The 16,592-nt window shown below is 61.0% G+C and carries 14 protein-coding genes; 1 reads left to right on the top strand and 13 read right to left on the bottom strand.

Annotated elements, in window-relative coordinates; genetic code table 11:
- Window positions 1-44: 44 nt before the first annotated feature.
- The 13 genes from CGS49_RS06810 to rsmD all read right to left on the bottom strand — a co-directional run bounded on the left by CGS49_RS06810 (window position 45) and on the right by rsmD (window position 15,638).
- On the bottom strand, window positions 45-1,379 hold the full coding sequence (locus CGS49_RS06810; protein WP_343215857.1) for an MATE family efflux transporter: 1,335 nt from the start codon (window positions 1,377-1,379) through the stop codon (window positions 45-47).
- Between the two features lie 127 nt (window positions 1,380-1,506).
- The gene (locus tag CGS49_RS06805; protein ID WP_097801124.1) at window positions 1,507-2,985 is read right to left on the bottom strand and encodes a UDP-N-acetylmuramoyl-L-alanyl-D-glutamate--2,6-diaminopimelate ligase; all 1,479 of its coding nucleotides are present in this window, start codon (window positions 2,983-2,985) and stop codon (window positions 1,507-1,509) included.
- A 35-nt stretch (window positions 2,986-3,020) separates the two neighbouring features.
- Window positions 3,021-4,562: a cell division protein FtsQ/DivIB gene (locus CGS49_RS06800; RefSeq protein ID WP_097801123.1), complete on the bottom strand. Its 1,542-nt coding sequence runs from the start codon at window positions 4,560-4,562 to the stop codon at window positions 3,021-3,023.
- Window positions 4,563-4,595: 33 nt separating this feature from the next.
- Window positions 4,596-5,723: an undecaprenyldiphospho-muramoylpentapeptide beta-N-acetylglucosaminyltransferase gene (gene murG / locus CGS49_RS06795; protein ID WP_097801122.1), complete on the bottom strand. Its 1,128-nt coding sequence runs from the start codon at window positions 5,721-5,723 to the stop codon at window positions 4,596-4,598.
- A gap of 280 nt (window positions 5,724-6,003) precedes the next feature.
- Complete coding sequence (locus CGS49_RS06790) at window positions 6,004-7,314, bottom strand: FtsW/RodA/SpoVE family cell cycle protein (protein WP_097801121.1); 1,311 nt, start codon at window positions 7,312-7,314, stop codon at window positions 6,004-6,006.
- Window positions 7,315-7,351: 37 nt separating this feature from the next.
- The gene (locus CGS49_RS06785) at window positions 7,352-8,371 is read right to left on the bottom strand and encodes an MraY family glycosyltransferase (protein ID WP_097801120.1); all 1,020 of its coding nucleotides are present in this window, start codon (window positions 8,369-8,371) and stop codon (window positions 7,352-7,354) included.
- A gap of 28 nt (window positions 8,372-8,399) precedes the next feature.
- On the bottom strand, window positions 8,400-9,782 hold the full coding sequence (locus CGS49_RS06780; RefSeq protein WP_097801119.1) for a UDP-N-acetylmuramoyl-tripeptide--D-alanyl-D-alanine ligase: 1,383 nt from the start codon (window positions 9,780-9,782) through the stop codon (window positions 8,400-8,402).
- A gap of 24 nt (window positions 9,783-9,806) precedes the next feature.
- Window positions 9,807-12,293 carry a peptidoglycan D,D-transpeptidase FtsI family protein gene (locus CGS49_RS06775; RefSeq protein WP_097801118.1) on the bottom strand — a complete coding sequence of 829 codons (2,487 nt, stop codon included), beginning with the start codon at window positions 12,291-12,293 and terminating at the stop codon, window positions 9,807-9,809.
- A gap of 121 nt (window positions 12,294-12,414) precedes the next feature.
- The gene (locus tag CGS49_RS06770; protein WP_097801117.1) at window positions 12,415-12,894 is read right to left on the bottom strand and encodes a cell division protein FtsL; all 480 of its coding nucleotides are present in this window, start codon (window positions 12,892-12,894) and stop codon (window positions 12,415-12,417) included.
- Between the two features lie 43 nt (window positions 12,895-12,937).
- Window positions 12,938-13,903 (bottom strand): 16S rRNA (cytosine(1402)-N(4))-methyltransferase RsmH, encoded by a 966-nt coding sequence (gene rsmH, locus CGS49_RS06765; protein WP_097801116.1) that lies wholly within the window; start codon window positions 13,901-13,903, stop codon window positions 12,938-12,940.
- 40 nt (window positions 13,904-13,943) lie between these two features.
- Entirely contained in the window at window positions 13,944-14,363 is a 420-nt protein-coding gene (gene mraZ, locus CGS49_RS06760; protein WP_097801115.1) for a division/cell wall cluster transcriptional repressor MraZ, read from the bottom strand.
- A 229-nt stretch (window positions 14,364-14,592) separates the two neighbouring features.
- Window positions 14,593-15,054: an ATPase gene (locus tag CGS49_RS06755; RefSeq protein WP_097801114.1), complete on the bottom strand. Its 462-nt coding sequence runs from the start codon at window positions 15,052-15,054 to the stop codon at window positions 14,593-14,595.
- A complete protein-coding gene (rsmD, locus tag CGS49_RS06750) occupies window positions 15,051-15,638 on the bottom strand; it encodes a 16S rRNA (guanine(966)-N(2))-methyltransferase RsmD (RefSeq protein ID WP_097801113.1) in 588 nt (195 codons plus the stop codon). The genes CGS49_RS06755 and rsmD overlap by 4 nt, the downstream gene beginning before the upstream one ends.
- Window positions 15,639-15,823: 185 nt before the next feature.
- Between rsmD and CGS49_RS06745 the strand changes: the two genes are divergently transcribed.
- The gene (locus CGS49_RS06745; protein WP_097801112.1) at window positions 15,824-16,444 is read left to right on the top strand and encodes a flavodoxin family protein; all 621 of its coding nucleotides are present in this window, start codon (window positions 15,824-15,826) and stop codon (window positions 16,442-16,444) included.
- The last annotated feature ends 148 nt before the right edge of the window (window positions 16,445-16,592 follow it).

Raw genomic sequence — 16,592 nt, 5'->3', positions numbered from 1 at the left:
AAGTTCTTTTGCCATATCATGTATTCTTGAATTTAACATCAAATCTACAATTCTATCAGGCTCTTACTTTTCCATTTTCCACTCTTCCATCTAAGCACCATTCCAATTGCTCTAGCGCACTCATCACCCGCCATGGCAATATATGCTCCTACCGCCAGAAGTCCCATGTGTATTCCAAGAAAATATGTTCCACCAACTGCAAACAGATACATAAATATTGCACCAATTATAACTGGAAAAATAGCATCTCCACTTGTTTTTAATGCCTGTCCATATACAAGATTTGTCACTCTTCCAAATTCAAGGAATATATCTACTATCAACAATTTTACTACAAGCTCAATCATCTGTGTATCATCCGTAAACATATGAACGATAAAACGTCCGGTCATTGCAAATGTCACAGAAAAGCACGTTGCTGTTACAAGACCATATATCACAGCTTTCCGTGTACCCCTGTCACATTCCTCATACTTCTTTGCCCCGATTCTCCAGCCAGTCATAATAGCATTTGCCTGTGCAAGTGCTGCCCCCACACAATATGAGAAATTGGCTATCTGCATAGCATACGAACGAGCTGTAACATTCATTCCATCCGTATCCATCTGGTTCATAAAACGCACTATAAATGTCATTGCTACATTATAAAGTGCTGTCTCAAATGCAGAAGGAAACCCAATCTTAACAATCTGTGCAAGTATCCTTCGTGGTTGTTCACGTTCAGGGCTCTGCTTTGCTTTTATAAGTACAGCCCCCATTGCCGCTACAATAATAAGATTCACTGCTTTTGAAATAACTGTTGCAGTAGCAACTCCCATGACTCCCCAGTGAAACACAAACAGGAATACTGAATTCAGTATAATATTAATTACATTACCGACAACTGTCCCTATCAAGGAATGTTTTGTATATCCAAATACTCTTAAATAGCTGGAAAAAATAGGAATAAGCGCATTTAAAAAGCTTGCGCCTCCAACAATTTTAAGATATGTTTCAGCTGATTCAAGCAAAGCAGGAGCAATACTCACTGCCCTCAGTATCCCTCCTGAAAAGACAGCAAGAACAACAGATATCAAGATACCTGTCAGTGCATTAAATACAAGTCCAAGCTGTCTCGCCTGATATGCAATTCCAGGTCTTCCAGCCCCGATATTCTGTGACATCACCGCTACCATACCAGATGATATTACCCCGAACATAATGATAAAAACACTTATATATGTATTTGCTGTTCCGACAGCCCCAACAGCCTGGTCGCTTACTGATGATAACATCAGTGTATCAACCATACCTGAAAGCATATAAAATAAAGTTTCCAGGCATATTGGCACAGATAGTTGTGTCAACGTTTTTCTTTCACCTTGCATGTTTTCCTCCATAAATTCCGATTTATTGAGTTGAGTATACCACACCACCCGTCAAGATTCCACTTTCACACGCAAAAAGTCCCCTGTCTGCACCACACCGATGCAGACAGGGGACTTGCCGTTTTACAATATTATTTTCTTATTCCAGCCCGATCTGCTGTGCATATTCTTCCAGCAGTTCCCGCTCCAGGAACGGCGTCTTGACGCCCTCGCGGTCACGGTAGGTCTCGTGGCCCTTGCCGATGACAGCGATCAGGTCGCCCTCCTGCGCATGATCCACCGCGTAGTGCAGTGCGTCCAGACGGTCCGGGATCTCCACGAACTTGGCGTCCGGGTTGCCCTTGTTCATGCCCACACGGATATCCGCAAGGATGTCCTCCACCTTTTCAAAGCGGTTGTTGTCCTCGGTGAGGATGGAGAAATCGGCCATCTTGGCGCAGATCTCACCCATGCCGTAGCGGCGCAGCTTGGAGCGGTTGCCGCCGCAGCCAAACACCACCACCAGCCGGTGGGGCTTGTAGGCCCGCAGGGTGGTCAGCAGGCTTTCGGTGGAGACCTCATTGTGGGCGTAGTCCAGCAGAATGGTGAACTTTTTGCTGATGGGCACCAGCTCCACGCGGCCCTTGACCACGCACTTGCCCAGGCCATCGTGGATGGCGGCATCCGGCAGGCCCAGCACCTTGCCCACGGCCAGCGCTGCCAGCGCGTTGTAGACGCTGAACTCGCCGGGCATGTTCACCTTCACGTCCATCTCGTCCTTGCCGGTAACGTGGAACTTCACGCCCAGAAAGTCGTGGGTGCGCAGCAGCTCAAAGCCGGTCTCGCGGTAATCGGCCTGTGCGGCGCGGCCATAGGTCACCAGCTTGCAGGTGCGGCCTTCCAGCAGCGCTTCGGTGTTCTCGTCGTCGATGTTGACCACGCCCACATCACAGCGCTTGAACAGCTGGCCCTTCCAGCTGCGGTATTCCTCAAAGGTCTTGTGCTCGCCGGGGCCGATATGGTCGGGCGAGAGGTTCGTGAACACGCCCACGTCGTAGTGGATGCCCGCCACGCGGTCCATCATCAGGCCCTGACTGGACACTTCCATCAGCGCGGTGTCGCAGCCTGCGTCCAGAAACTCCCGGAAGGTCTTCTGCAGCTCGTAGCTCTCGGGGGTGGTGTTGGCGGTATCCTTATGGCGGCCCATGTAGTAGATGCCGTTGGTGCCGATCATGCCCACCTTGCGGCCGGCGGCTTCCAGCACGCTCTTGATCATGTGGGTGGTGGTGGTCTTGCCCTTGGTGCCGGTCACGCCGATCATGATCATCTTGCGGGAGGGGTTGCCGAACAGGTTCCCGCTCATCAGGGCCATGGCGTAGCGGCTGCTCTCCACCTTGACCACAGTCACGCCGGGCACGGCAGAAAGGTCGATGTCGTGCTGGATGACCAGCGCGCTGATGCCCTTGGCCGCGCAGTCGGCGGCGAACTCATGGCTGTCGCGCTGGGTGCCCACGATGCACACGAACAAAAGGCCCGGGGCCGCCTTGCGGCTGTCATAGATGATGTCCGAAATTTCGGTTTCCAGGCTGCCCTGCACCAGGGTGAAAGGCACGCCTTCCAGCAACTGTTCCAGTTTCATAACTGCACACGCTCCTCAAATCGTTTGATATTGGTTCACATGGGGTTTTCGTCTTCGTTGGCGGTCATGCGGGCGGGGTCGGTCAGCGGTGTTTCATCCGCTGCTGCCTCCGTGCCGTCCGCAGGCTGGGCCGCAGCGGCATCGTCCGCCGTGTCGGCGGCTGTATCGTCCGCGGTATCGTCCACGGCCGGTTCTGTCGGCTCCGGCACCACATAGCCGGAGGGCAGGGTCGGCTCACCCTGCGCGAAGTAAATTTTGCGGGTGCTGCCCGCGCTGATATGGCTGAAGTCCAGCCGGCCGGTATCGGTGGGCGCACAGCCCTTACCGTCGGCGTTGGTCAGCACATAGCGTGCACGGTCCAGCTTATAATCCAGATCGTTCAGCGTGCCCAGCAGCACACTGACCCGGTCCTGATACAAAAATGCGATCTGGTCGGTGTCCGCGAACTCCATGCGGGTCACGTCGTCCAGCATCCCGTATTCTTCCAGCTTTGCCTGCAATGTGGCCAGAGCTTCCATCTTTTTGTCCGTCGCTTCCAGCGTGCTGGCAGCGCTGTCAGCCGCATCGCTGGCGGCGGAAGCCGCGCTCTCAGCGGGCTGTTCTGCGGCAAAGCTCAGCATTTCGCCGGGGGTCGTGGTGCTCACCTCGCCGCCGTACAGGGTCTTGAGCCCGTCGGGCTGGGCGGCATCGCAGGCCAGAATTTTGAACTTATCCGAGAGGGTCAGCCAGCCACTTTCCGTCTGCATGGCGTAAGCAGGCACGGCTTCGGCCACCTTGACCACCACGGTGTTGGGATAGTCCCGCACCACACGGATGGATCCCAGCAGCGGGAACTGCCGTTCCAGCGCAGTCTCCTTTTCAGCGGGATCAAAGCTGAAGATGTTTTCTTCCAGCTGCACACCCAGCGCCTGCAAAATCTGGCCGCTGGAATAACCCGCTGCTTCCTGCACCACGGTGCCGTCCTCGGTCTGCACCTCGATGGTGCCGATCTTGAACAGCATGGTCATGGTCAGGTAAACGCCCGCCGCAATGACGGCCAGCAGCGTGACCACCGCCATCAGCCGCCGGAACATCCGGCGGCGCTTGATGGCAGCCCGGGTCATCTTGCGCTTTTTGCGCTTCTCCCGCCGGACCGGGTCCCGGTTTTGCTGGGCCGGGCGCAGGCGCTGGTTCTGGTAGCGCTGCTGCGCGGCATTCTTTGCGCCCGGGGCCTTCCGCTTTTTCGCGTTCTGCGGCCGCTGTGCCTGCTGCCGGTTCTGCCCGGAAGATGCCGCCCGGGTGCGCTGGGCGCTGCGGCCCGGGTTCTGGCCCCGGCTGCGCTGCGGGGCGCTCTGGCGCTCCGTGCGCGGCTGGGTGGGGAAGGCAATGCTGTTGTCAGTGCGGGTACGGCGCGGCGCGCCGCTGGCCGTGCGGTCCGGCTTGAAGCTCAGCGGTTCCCCGTTGAAGCCGTAGCGGCCGTCGGCGCTCCCGGCAGGCGTCCCGCTCTGCTGCGAAGGTGCTGCGGGCCGCTGCGGGTCCCGTCTCAAGTCCCGCCGCAGGTCATAGATATTCCCGTTGTTCCCACGGTTCTGCGGCATGGTGAGCACCTCCTTTCCAATGTTTTTTCACGCTCAGTGTTCGTTCGCCAGTTTCATCAGGGCATCGGCGATGCGGTCCAGGCTGTCATCCACCGACAGGCTGCGGGCGTTCCGGCCCATCTCTGCCAGCTTGCCGGGCTGGGCCAGCATGTCGGAAACGGTGGCCACCAGCTTTTCGCCGGTCAAGTCCTTTTCCTCAATGACCACGGCGGCACCGGCCTTCTGCAGCTCCATGGCGTTGAAATACTGGTGGTTCTCGGCCACATTGGGGCTGGGGATGAGCACGGCGGCGCGGCCCACGGCTTCCAGCTCGGCCAGCGTCAGCGCACCGGCACGGCTGATGACAAGGTCTGCCGCTGCCAGCAGCTCCGGCATATTGTTGATGTATTCCTTCACCACAAGGCTGTCGCCCTCGGCAAAGTTCTTTTCCGTTTCCAGATCCTTGAACAGCTGCACACCGTACTGACCGGTGGCGTGCAGGTGCAGCACCGGCTTGTGCTCATGCTGCTCCCAGGCGCACAGGTCGGCCACCACTTCGTTGACCCGGCGTGCGCCCAGACTGCCGCCGAAGGAGAGAATGACAGTGCGGTCGCCTGCGCCCAGCTCGGCACGGATGGCGTCGCGTTCCTTCGCCTTGGTGAACACCTCCGGCCGCACCGGGTTGCCCACCACGACGGTCTTTTCCGGCGCGCCCAGCTTTTCCACAGCAGCCGGCACAGCGGCAAACACGATATCCACGTCCGGGGCCAGCAGCTTGTTGGTCATGCCGGGGAAGGCGTTCTGCTCATGGATGGCGGTGTGGATGCCCATTTTGGCGGCGCAGCGCACCACCGGGCCGGACACATAGCCGCCGCAGCCGATGACGAGGTCGGGCTTGACTTCCTTCATGATGGCCTTGGCCTTGGGGCCGGAGAGGGCCAGATTCCACAGCGTGACGATGTTGCGCTTGATGTTGTTCAGCGACAGCTTGCGCTGGAAGCCGGTGATCTCAATGTGGTGGAAGGGGTAGCCCGCCTGGGTGACCAGACGATACTCCATGCCTTCCCTGCGGCCAGCGAAATGAATCTCGGCAGAAGGGTCTGCCTTTTTGATGGCTCCTGCAATGGCAAGGGCCGGGTTGATATGGCCGGCAGTGCCGCCGGCAGCGATCAGAACGCGCATAATGGTTCCTCCTTTAATGTATCTATAACGGCAGGCCATCGAGTAGCTTTCTCCTCGGACACGAAAACGAGTTGCGGCTCCCAGCATCTGCTTCGCTACCGCTTGCATCTTGCTGGCCGCGGCCCCAACAAAGACTCCCTGTTTCCGCCACTGGCGGCGGTCGTCATTGTTGCGGGCCATTCCATCGCCCGCCCTATTGCCTTCGGCAACAGGGTCCCGCCCCAGCGGACGGTCCTCGAAGAAACTACCCGCCGTCCTGTCAAAATACTGCATTCCTATTTTATACTTCGCGTGCCCTGCGGGCGGCGTCCAGATCAATGGTGCGGCTGGCACGGTCGGCTTCCCGCTCGGCCTTTGCGGCTTCATGCTGGGCACGCATGGCTTCCCGCTGCTGGGCGGCACGCTCGCCGTTGCGGCCGATGTTCACCATCACGCCCATCTCGGCCAGCAGCAAGATCAGGCTGGTGCCGCCGGACGAGAAGAAGGGCAGGCTGATGCCGGTGTTGGGCAGGGTGTTGGTGACGACCGCGATGTTGCAGAACACCTGCCACGCGATCTGTGCCATGATGCCGATGCCCACCATGGTGCAGTAGAGGTTCTCGGCCCGGTAGGCGATCAGTAGGCCCTGCACGATGAACAGCACGAACAGCACGATGATGAGCACCGCGCCGATGAAGCCCAGCTCCTCGCACACAACACTGAAGATGAAGTCGTTGGTGCTCTCGGGCAGCCAGAGCTGCTTTTCCACGCTGTTGCCAAGGCCCAGGCCGGTCAGCCCGCCGGAGCCGATGGCATACAGGCTCTGCACGGTCTGGTCGGTCATCTTGCTCAGGTCCTGGGTCCAGCCGTCCAGACGGTCCTGCAGGTAGGGGATGGAATCCACATGGGACAGCAGCGTTTCCAGCATCAGGCCCGCCGCACCGGCACCCACCCAGGTGAGGATGCCGCCGCTGCCCGAAAGCAGCAGGATGGTGCCCACCACGGCCACCGTCAGCACGATGCCGGACATGTGGGGCTCCAGCGCCAGCAGCACGATCACAGGCAGAAGCGGCAGCACCGGGAAGATGAGCTGCTTCCACACCCGGACATAGAACCAGGTGTGCGGTGTCACGCGGACGCGGCGGGCGGGGTCATATTTTTCGATCTGCGGTGCTTTGGCCGCAAGGCTGGAGCACAGCAGGATCATCTCAAATTTTGCCACCTCGGAAGACTGCAGCGTGAAGCCGCCGAAGCGGATCCAGCGGCGGCAGCCGTTCAGCGGGGCCATGGTCAGGGTAACGGCCAGCATGACCAGCACGATAAAATACCCCGGCACCGCCATTTTGCGCAGAAAGCGGTAATCCATGTAGCTCATGACGAACATGCACCCGAGGCCGATCATCATGCACAGCGCCTGCTGCTTGATGTAGTGAAAACTGTCGCCCATGCGCAGGTAGCCGGTGGTATAGCTTGCGCTGAACAGCATCACAAGGCCGAACACCATGATGACCGCCAGCGTCGCCAGCCAGTCGATCACCAGCCGGGACCACGGCCCCGGGTCCCGCTGCAGCGGGCGCACCGGCTCTCTGTGTTTTCTGCGGATGGTTGCCATCTGCCTTTCTCCCCTCGTTTCCAGTTTGTGCCGGGCCTCAGGCCCAGCGCGCCAGCCCCATGGTCAGCGCCAGCCCGCACACGCTCAATGCGCACAGGCTGCAAAAAATACTCACATCGCCATGGCCCCGTTTTTCCAGCCAGCGGTGCAGCGGCGCGGCGCGGAACAGCGTTCTGCCCGTCAGCCGGTAGGACAAAATCTGCAAAAGCACCATGCCGCCCTCGGCCCAGAAGGGCAGTGCCAGCGGCACGGCCAGCTCTGCGTAGCCCATGCACAGCGGGATGCACCCAATGGCCCCGGTGAGGAACAGGCAGCCGCATTTGCCGGGCCGCAGCTTTGCGGGCGGGAAGTTCCACAGAAGGAACGCCATCAGCGCACCGGCCAGCGCGGCGGGCAGCACCGCCAGCGGGAACCAGCCCAGCTGCGTTTCCAGCAGCATCAGGCCAAGCATGGCTGCAAAGGCCGCACCGCACACGGTGCCGTCTGCCCCGTCGGCCACCCGGCCGCACTCGGCCAGCGCCACCAGCAGCACACCCCAGAGCAGCGGTGCGGCGGCAAAGCTCACATAGCCTTTCCCCGGCAGAATGAGCCCGCCGGGCAGGCAGCCGTTCAGCGCCAGCAGGCCCAGCACTGCAGCAGCGGCCGCTGCTTCCAGCCCAAGGCGCACGCCGCGCCGCAGGCCCAGCCCGTTCGGATAGCCGCTGCGCACCCGAGCCAGATCATCGGCCAGGCCGATGCCGCCAAAGGCCAGCGCACCGGCCAGCGCGATGAGCAGCCGGGTCATCAGGTTGCCGTCACTGCCCAGCAGCGAGGGCTGCGCGGCACAGGCGGCCACCCAGCCCACACCCACGGCAGCCAGCGTGCCCACCATCAGGCACAGTCCGCCCAGCGCGGGCACCGGCTGCGGCGGCTCGTGCTGCGGTTCTGTTTTCGGGTCCGGTGCCTGCCCGCGCAGCGAGCGTTCCAGCTCCCGCAGCAGGGGCACCATCAGATTGCCGAGCGCCGCCGTCAGTGCAAACCCCAGCACCGACGCGACGATCAAGGCGAAACGTATCATTTTTCCGTCTCCAATTTATGCCAAAGTGTTATGCTTCGGCATCTTTCTGCTCTGCGTAGAAAATTTCCAGCACTTTTTCCAGTGCCATGCCGTGGCTGGCCTTCACCAGCAGGGCATCACCCGGCTCCATGCGCTTGAGCAGCGAATCGGCTGCTTCGCGGTAGCTGCCCGCATGGATGGTCTTGACCCCCTTCGCGGCGGCCACCACGGCGGTGCGCTTTGCCTGCTCGCCGTAGGTGATCAGGCAGTACAGGCCGCTTTCGGCCGCCTGACGGCCCAGTTCCTCATGAGCCTCGCGGGAGAGCTCGCCCAGCTCCAGCATATCGCCCAGCAGGGCAAAGCGGCGCTTGCAGGGGAACTCTTTGAACATGGCAAGAGCCGCCTTCATGCTGTCGGGGTTTGCGTTGTAGCAGTCCTCGATGACGGTGACGCCCTTGCTGTGCACCACCTTCTGGCGGCGGCCGGTCTGCTCAAATTCAGCCAGCCCCTTGATGACGCCGCGCGGGTCGCAGCCCAGACGGGTGGCGGCGCAATAGGCGGCCAGTGCATTGGCCACGTTGTGCCGGCCCATGGCCGGGATCTTTACCACGAAGGTGCCTTCTTCCTGGTCTTCCAGCACAAAGCTCATGCCGTCGGCTTCCTGCCGGATGGACAGGGCACACACGTCGGCGTTTTCGTCAGCCAGGCTGAACCACACCGGGCGCACATGCGCGGGCAGCTTTGCCTTGCGCAGGAAGGGGTCGTCGTAGTTCAGCACCAGCGGGGCACCCTCGGGCAGGCCGTTGCAGATCTCCAGCTTTGCCTTGCAGATGTTCTCCTGGCTGCCCAGGTTGCCGATGTGGGACACACCGATGCAGGTGATGATGCCCACATCCGGCCGGGCGGCGCGAGCCAGACGGTCGATCTCGCCCGCATGGCTCATGCCCATCTCGATGACGGCATATTCGGTGCTCTTTTCCAGACGCATCAGGGTGCGGGGCATGCCCAGCTCATTGTTCTGGTTGCCCTCGGTCTTGATGGTCTCGCCAAAACCGGCCAGCGCGGCGTAGGTCATCTGCTTGGTGGTGGTCTTGCCCACGCTGCCGGTCACACCCACCATCTTGGGGTGGTACTGGCTGCGGTAGTTTGCGCCCATGACCATCATGGCGTGGTAGCTGTCCGGGCAGAGGATGGCCTTTTCGGCGGGCACGCCCTCCACCGGGTGGTTCACCACAACGAAGGCCGCGCCATCTTCCAGCGCCTTGGCCGCAAAGTTGTGGCCGTCGAATTTTTCGCCCGGGAACGCCACAAAGATGCAGCCGGGCTTCACCTCGCGGCTGTCGGTAGTGACCAGTTCCACCTCCGGGTCACCGGTCAGAAAGCCTTCGGGCACCAGCCCGGCCAGAAGCTTGCTTGCAGAGATCTTTTCCATTGGTCCTTTCCCCTCTCTTATTTCTTATCCACATGTAATCGTGATAATGCTGCCGCGCTGCACGCTGGCCCCCGCATCCTCGCTCTGGGCCTGCACGGTGCCGTTGGCGTCGCCTTCCACCACGCAGTTCAGGCCCGCCGCCGACAGCATCTGGCGGGCAAAGTCCGCGCTCTTGCCGGTCACATCCGGCACCTCGGTGTGCTGGCCCTCGTAGGTATCGGTGTACAGGTACACCGTGGTGCCATAGGCCACCTTTGCCCCTGCATGGGGGTACTGATAGGTGACCGCCGCAGCGGTCTGGCTGGACTCGCTCTCGGCCAGCTGATGCTTGAGGCCCTTGATGTTCAGCTGCACCTGGGCGCTGCTCCACTCGGTGCCCACCAGATTGGGCACGGTGACAGTGGTGCCGCTGCGGTCCTCGCCGTCGGTGGCGATACCCAGATACGGTGCTACCTCGCTGATGATGTTGCCCACAACGGGGGCTGCCAGCAGGGACGAGTAGTCGGTCTTGGCGTTGTTGGGGTCATCCAGCATGACATAGACGATGATCTCCGGGTCGTCGGCAGGCAGAACGGCGGCGAAGGACGCCACTTTCTTGTAGTCGCCATCGGTGCGGCGGTCCATGTTCAGCTGTTCGGAAGTGCCGGACTTGCCGCCGATGCGGTAGCCGGAAACGTAAGCATATTTGCCGCCGCCGGTGCCATTGCCCACCTCATATTCCATGATCTGGCGGATGGCATCGCTGGTGCTGGCGCTGATGACCTGGCGGCGGACGTTCGCGCCCACCTCCTCGATCACGTTGCCGTTGGAGTCGGTGATCTTATCCACCACATGGGGCGTGACCAGATAGCCGCCGTTGACGGCTGCGGCCACGGCCGTGCACATCTGCAGCGGGGTGATGGCCATGGCCTGACCGAAAGCCGAGGAGGCCAGCTGCACTTCGCCCAGCTGGTCGGCCTTGTAGTACTGCATGAAGTTGGTCTCGCTGGGCAGGTCCACACCGGTGCGGCTGGTAAAGCCGAAGGCATCGAAGTAATCGTAGAAGGTCTGGGAGCCGATGCGCTGACCCAGCTGGATGTAATAGATGTTGCAGCTCTGGCGCAGCGCTTCGGCCAGGGTGATGGTGCCATGGGCCTTGTGGCCTGCGCAGTGGTAGGTCTCCTTTGCCACGCCGTAGGCACCGGCACAGGTGAAGGTGGTGTTGATGTTGGCAAGGCCGGAGTCGATGCCCATGGCCGAGGTGATCACCTTGAACACACTGCCGGGGTAGTACAGCTCGGTGATGGCCTTATTCTTCCACTGGATATCGCGGAAATAGCCGGAGTAATCGGCTTCCTCGTCCAGGATGCGGTTGCCGTTTTCGTCCTTGATCTCGTTGCCGTCGGCATCCTTTTTGTAAATGCCATAGAGCTCCGGCTCAGCCCGTACCAGTTCGTTGAGGTAATCGAGGTTGGTGCTGTAGTCCAGCGGGTCGTTGGGGTCAAAATCCGGCTTGGAGGCCATGGCCAGGATCGCGCCGGTCTTCACGTTCATCACGATGGCCGTGCCGCGGTTCTCCACGGTGTTGGCGGCGATGGCCTCGTTCAGGTAGCGCTCCACGATCTCCTGCACGTTCACGTCCAGCGACAGCACCAGATTGCTGCCGTCCTTGGCCGCAAAGGTGGTGGCGTTTGCATCCGCGATGGCGTTGCCCACCGCGTTGCGCTGGGTGATGGTGCGGCCGTCCACACCGGCCAGCGTGGACTGGTAGGATTTTTCCAGTCCGTAGGTGCCCACGCCGTCGGCGTCGGTAAAGCCCAGCACCGCCGCCGCAAAGGCACCATAGGGGTAGTTGCGCTGGAAGCTCTTTTCCGAAGACACCGAGATGCGGCCCTTGCGGGAGGTGTCGGTGGCCTTTTTGTGGGCCTTGTTGAAGGCGGTGACGTACTGTTCAATGGACAGCTTCACCGCGTTGTTCACCTTGGTGGCCAGCGTGACATAGGCGGCGTCGGTCTTGGAAAGCGCATCGTACACGGTCTGGTACTGCTGCTGGTACGCGTCGGACGAGGTGTCCACCGCGTCCAGGCTTTCGCCGTCGCCGGACAGCAGCCGCAGCGTCAGCTCCCGGCTCACCTCGGCGCACATGGCCGGGTCCAGCGTTTTGGTCACGGTGCCGTCGGCGGCGGTCTGGCTGGTGTAGAGGATGCTGCTGTAGCTGGGGTCGGCCCAGATGGTCCACACCACGCTGGTGGAAGCCAGCGTGATGCCGGAAGCATCATAAATTTCACCGCGGGTGGCTTTGATGGTGGTGTCCATCAGCTGCTGCTGGGCCGCATACTGGCGGTAGGTCGCGCCATTTTTGATCTGGATGACGTACAGGCTGTGGATGACGATGGCCGCCGCCACCACCACAGCCGCCACGCCCAGCTTGCTGCACACGCTGCGCACGCCCGTGTCCAGCCGGTCGCGGGCGCTGGCCTGCCGCAGCCGGTAGCCGCGGCCCTTTTGTTTTTTGGGGGAAGATTCTTGCATCGGTATTCTCCTGCGGCGTGCCGGGCGCCGTGCCCAGCCTGCCGCCATGATCGTTTTTTGCTGCCTTGCGGCTATAAACCGAAAAAGCGTGCACTGCCGCACGCTTTCCCGTTTTTTCGATTTACTGGATGGTGCCCAGAATGGTCACGGCACCGTTATAGATGAAATCGGTCCACTGCCGCACAGCGGACTGGGTACGTTCCAGCGTATCGCTCTCGCCCAGACGGATGTAGGTGATCTGGCTCTGGTCGATCTTCATCAGGCCAAGCCGGTTGGCGGTTTCTTCCACGCTGGTAATGTTGGTCTTGCTGTTCAGGGTGCTGTTGTAGTACGTATACTGGCTCTGCTCGCTCACCAGCTGGGCTTTTGCATCCTGGATCTGGTCGTTCAGTTCCACCAGACGGGACTCGCTCCACAGCAGGCTGATGGCAAAGCCCACCAGCAGCGCCGCCGCCACCAGATGCATGGCGTTGTGCACGGCTGCCTGCAGCGGCGACAGACGCCGCTTGCCGCCCTTTGCCACCCGCAGATCGGCCTTCCGCTGTGTCTGCGGGGCTTTTCTGCGGCGTACCGCGTTCATATCATATGCTGCCTGACCCATGATTGCACTCCTCCTCACACAATGCTGACAGATCCGTCAGCATTCAGCATTTTTCCAAAACTCTCAGGTGAGCAGACCGGCTGCGCCGGTTCTCCTCCAGCTCCTGGCTGTTTGCTTCGATCGGTTTGCGGGTAATAAGCTTCGCCTTCGCCTTGCCGCCGCACACGCACACCGGGAACTCCGGCGGGCAGGTGCAGGCTGTAGACCAGCGGCGGAACTTGTTCTTCACCAGCCGGTCCTCCAGCGAATGGAAGGTGATCACGCACAGGCGGCCGCCCGGCGCGAGATGTTCAAAAATGGTGTCCAGCCCTTCTTCCAGCGCGTCCAGTTCGTGGTTGACCGCAATGCGCAGCGCCTGGAAGGTGCGGCGGGAAGGGTTCTTGTTCTTGCGGCGCTCGGCCGGGGGCATGGCGCTGGCCACGATGTCGGCCAGCTGCAGGGTGGTCTCGATGGGGGCCGTTTCCCGCGCCTCCACGATCTTGCCTGCGATCTGCCAGGCGAAGGGTTCCTCGCCGTAGTCCCGCAGGATGCGGGCCAGCTCCTCGCGGCTCTCGCTGTTCACAAGGTCCGCCGCCGTCTCGCCCTGCTGGCTCATGCGCATGTCCAGCGGGGCGTCTGCCCGGTAAGAAAAGCCCCGGGCCGCGTCGTCCAGCTGGTGGCTGGAAACACCCAGGTCCAGCAGCGCGCCGTTGATCTTTTCAATACCCAGACTCTCCAGTGCCTGCCCGGCGTAGCGGAAGTTGATCTGCACCACTGTGGCGGGCAGTCCGGCCAGGCGGGCACGGGCGGTCTGCACAGCGTCCGGGTCCTGATCCAGCGAGATCAGCCGTCCGCCCTTCTCGCCGTCCAGCCGCAGGGCGATCTGGCGGGAGTGGCCCGCGCCGCCTGCGGTGCCGTCGAGGTAGGTGCCTGCGGGGTCGATGTTGAGCCCTTCCAGGCACTCGTTCAGCAAAACCGGGATATGCTCAAACGAGGCCGGGTCAAAAGGCTGCTGTTGTTCAGGGGCCATTGGCACGGCCTCCTTTCTCGTGTTTGTAGATTTTGGGGTATCAGAGATGCAGCATCCGCAGGCGCTCCGCGCGCTGGGCGTTGGTCACGGCGGCACGGCGCTCGTTCCAGGCTTCGGTGGCCCAGATCTCGGCGTGGTTACGGTTGCCGATGATGGTCACATCCTTTTCCAGCCCCGCATAGGCCCGCAGCTCTGCCGGCAGCAGGATGCGTCCCTGCTTGTCCGGCACCACTTCGCACGCGGTGCTGAACAGATCGCCGGAGACAGCCCAGCTGTCCATCAGCTCGTCAGCGTCCAGCTTGTCCGCCAGCTTTTCCACTTCCTGCATGGGCAGCGCGAACAGGCAGTTGTCCACCCATTCCAGCACCACGAAGCTTTCGCCCATGGCTTCCCGGAATTTGGCGGGGAAATTCAGCCGTCCTTTGGCGTCAATGGTGTAATCGTACCGGCCAAAAAACACGTCTGATTCCCCCTTTCCGGAGGGTATGCAGGGCCTTGGCCCTACTTTTACCCACTTTGCCCCACTGATACACATTTATTGTAGCAAATCAAGCCTGTGATTGCAAGGGTTTTCGCTTTGCTTTTTCGGTCAAAAATTCACAAAAAAAGCCCCGCCGGGCCGTCATTTTTGCCCACCGGAGCTTCCGTTTCTGTCGTGTGTGTAATTTGTGTGTAAAAAGCCGGGCTGCTCAGCCGTTTTTCTTTGCGTTCTGGCGCAGATTTGCCCGCACATTCTTCACCTGCGCCGCATTTTCCACCATGGTCTCCTCGGTGTTCTTGAGCATGTTGTCGCAGTAGTCGGTCACGGTCTGGCGCAGGGTGCGCGCTTCCGTCTGCGCTGCAGAGGTGATCTCCCCGGCGCGCTGCTGGGCCGCCTTGACGATCTCGGCCTCGCTCACCAGAATGCGGGCACGCTCCTCGGCCTTTTTCACGATGACCTGGGCCTGGGCGTTGGCCGTCTCCACGATCTGGGAGCGGTCGTTCACGATCTGCTGGGCCTGCCGCAGCTCGCCGGGCAGGTTTGCGCGGATCTCGTCCAGCAGGTCGCGGATCTGCTCCACATCCACGATCTTCTTGCCGCCGGAAAGGGGGACGTTGGCGCCCTCCTCCAGTGCATCCTCAATGGTATCCAAAAGTTCGTTCACGTTCATAGTGCTTCTCCCTCCTGCTCATGGTCGATCGGGTCTGCGTTCTGCATGGGCTTCGTGTATTTCCAAAGCAGCACCCTGCCGTATTTGTACTGCTTGCGCAGCGTCAGGCTGCCTGCCTGCGCCGGCAGCACGATGCCGGTCTCGCTCTCGCACAGCACGGTGCCGCCGGGCGCGGTGCACTTGTCCACCGCAGGCAGGATCTTTTCCAGCGTACCATTGCGGAACGGCGGGTCCAGCAGAACGATGTCGAACTGCTCCCGGCAGGCACTGAGGTACCGTGCTGCCTCGCCGATATTGACGCGGCTGCGGTCGAACACGCCGCAGGCTTTGCAGTTGCGCATCACGATGTTCACCGCGTCGCGGTTCTCGTCCAGGAACACGCAGCGCGCCGCGCCGCGGCTCAGTGCTTCGATACCCAGCTGGCCGCTGCCCGCATACAGGTCCAGCACCCGTGCACCGGGCAGGTCGAACTGGACGATGCTGAACATGGCCTCCTTCACCTGCGAAAGGGTGGGCCGGGTCACATCGGTCCCCGGCAGGGCCTCCAGGCTGCGGCCCCGGGCGTCTCCTGCGATCACGCGCATACGTTGTTCCTCCTCCGGCAGCCGGAGTGCCCGGCTGCTTTCTCATTTTCTGTATCTTTTATTATCGCCCAACGGCATATTCTTGTCAAGGGCCGCGCGTTGCGCCGCCGCAGCCTTTGTGCTACAATAAAGCCAGCTGCGCCGGGCTTTTGCGGCGCATTCTGGCATAAAAGGAGAGGTTTTTCATGAAAGTTCTGCTCATCAACGGCAGCCCCCACGAAAAGGGCTGCACCTACACCGCCCTGTCCCTCATCGCAAAGGAACTGAACGACGCCGGTGTGGAGACCGAAATTCTGCACGTCGGCGGCAAACCCGTGGGCGGCTGCATCGGCTGCGGCGGCTGCCGCAGCGGCAATGGCTGTGTGTTCGGCGGCGTAGTCAACGAGGCCATCGAAAAGGCCAAGACCGCCGACGGTTTCGTCTTCGGCAGCCCGGTGCACTACGCATCCGCTTCCGGCAACATGACCAGCTTCATGGACCGTCTCTCTTACGCAGGCGGAAAATATCTGGCCTACAAGCCCGCCGCCATCTGCTGCTCGGCCCGCCGCGCCGGCACCACCACCACGCTGGATCAGCTGGTGAAGTACCCCCAGTTCTTCCACATGCCGCTGGTCAACGGCTCTTACTGGGCCATGGTGCACGGCTCCAATGCCGAGCAGGTGCTCGAGGACGCCGAAGGCTGCGCCGTGATGCAGGAGCTGGGCCGCAACATGGCCTGGATGCTGCACTGCATCGAGGCGGGCAAGGCCGCAGGCTTTGACCACCCGCAGAACCCGCCGCGCCCGATGACCAACTTCATCCGGTAAAACGCCGCCGCTTTGCTCTAGCGATTTGCAGCGGTAAATATTTTTATGATTTGTAGCTCCGAAACGACTGTGGTCGTTTCGGAGCTACTTTTTCACGCAAGAGGCCGCAGCAGAAAACAACCGCACTTCATCCCGAATGCAGTTTTTA

The sequence above is a fragment of the Faecalibacterium langellae genome (assembly GCF_002549775.1).
Classification (GTDB): Bacteria; Bacillota; Clostridia; order Oscillospirales; family Ruminococcaceae; genus Faecalibacterium; species Faecalibacterium langellae.
Note: the sequence above shows the minus strand (reverse complement) of the source record. Positions and strands in the feature narration are given on the sequence as shown.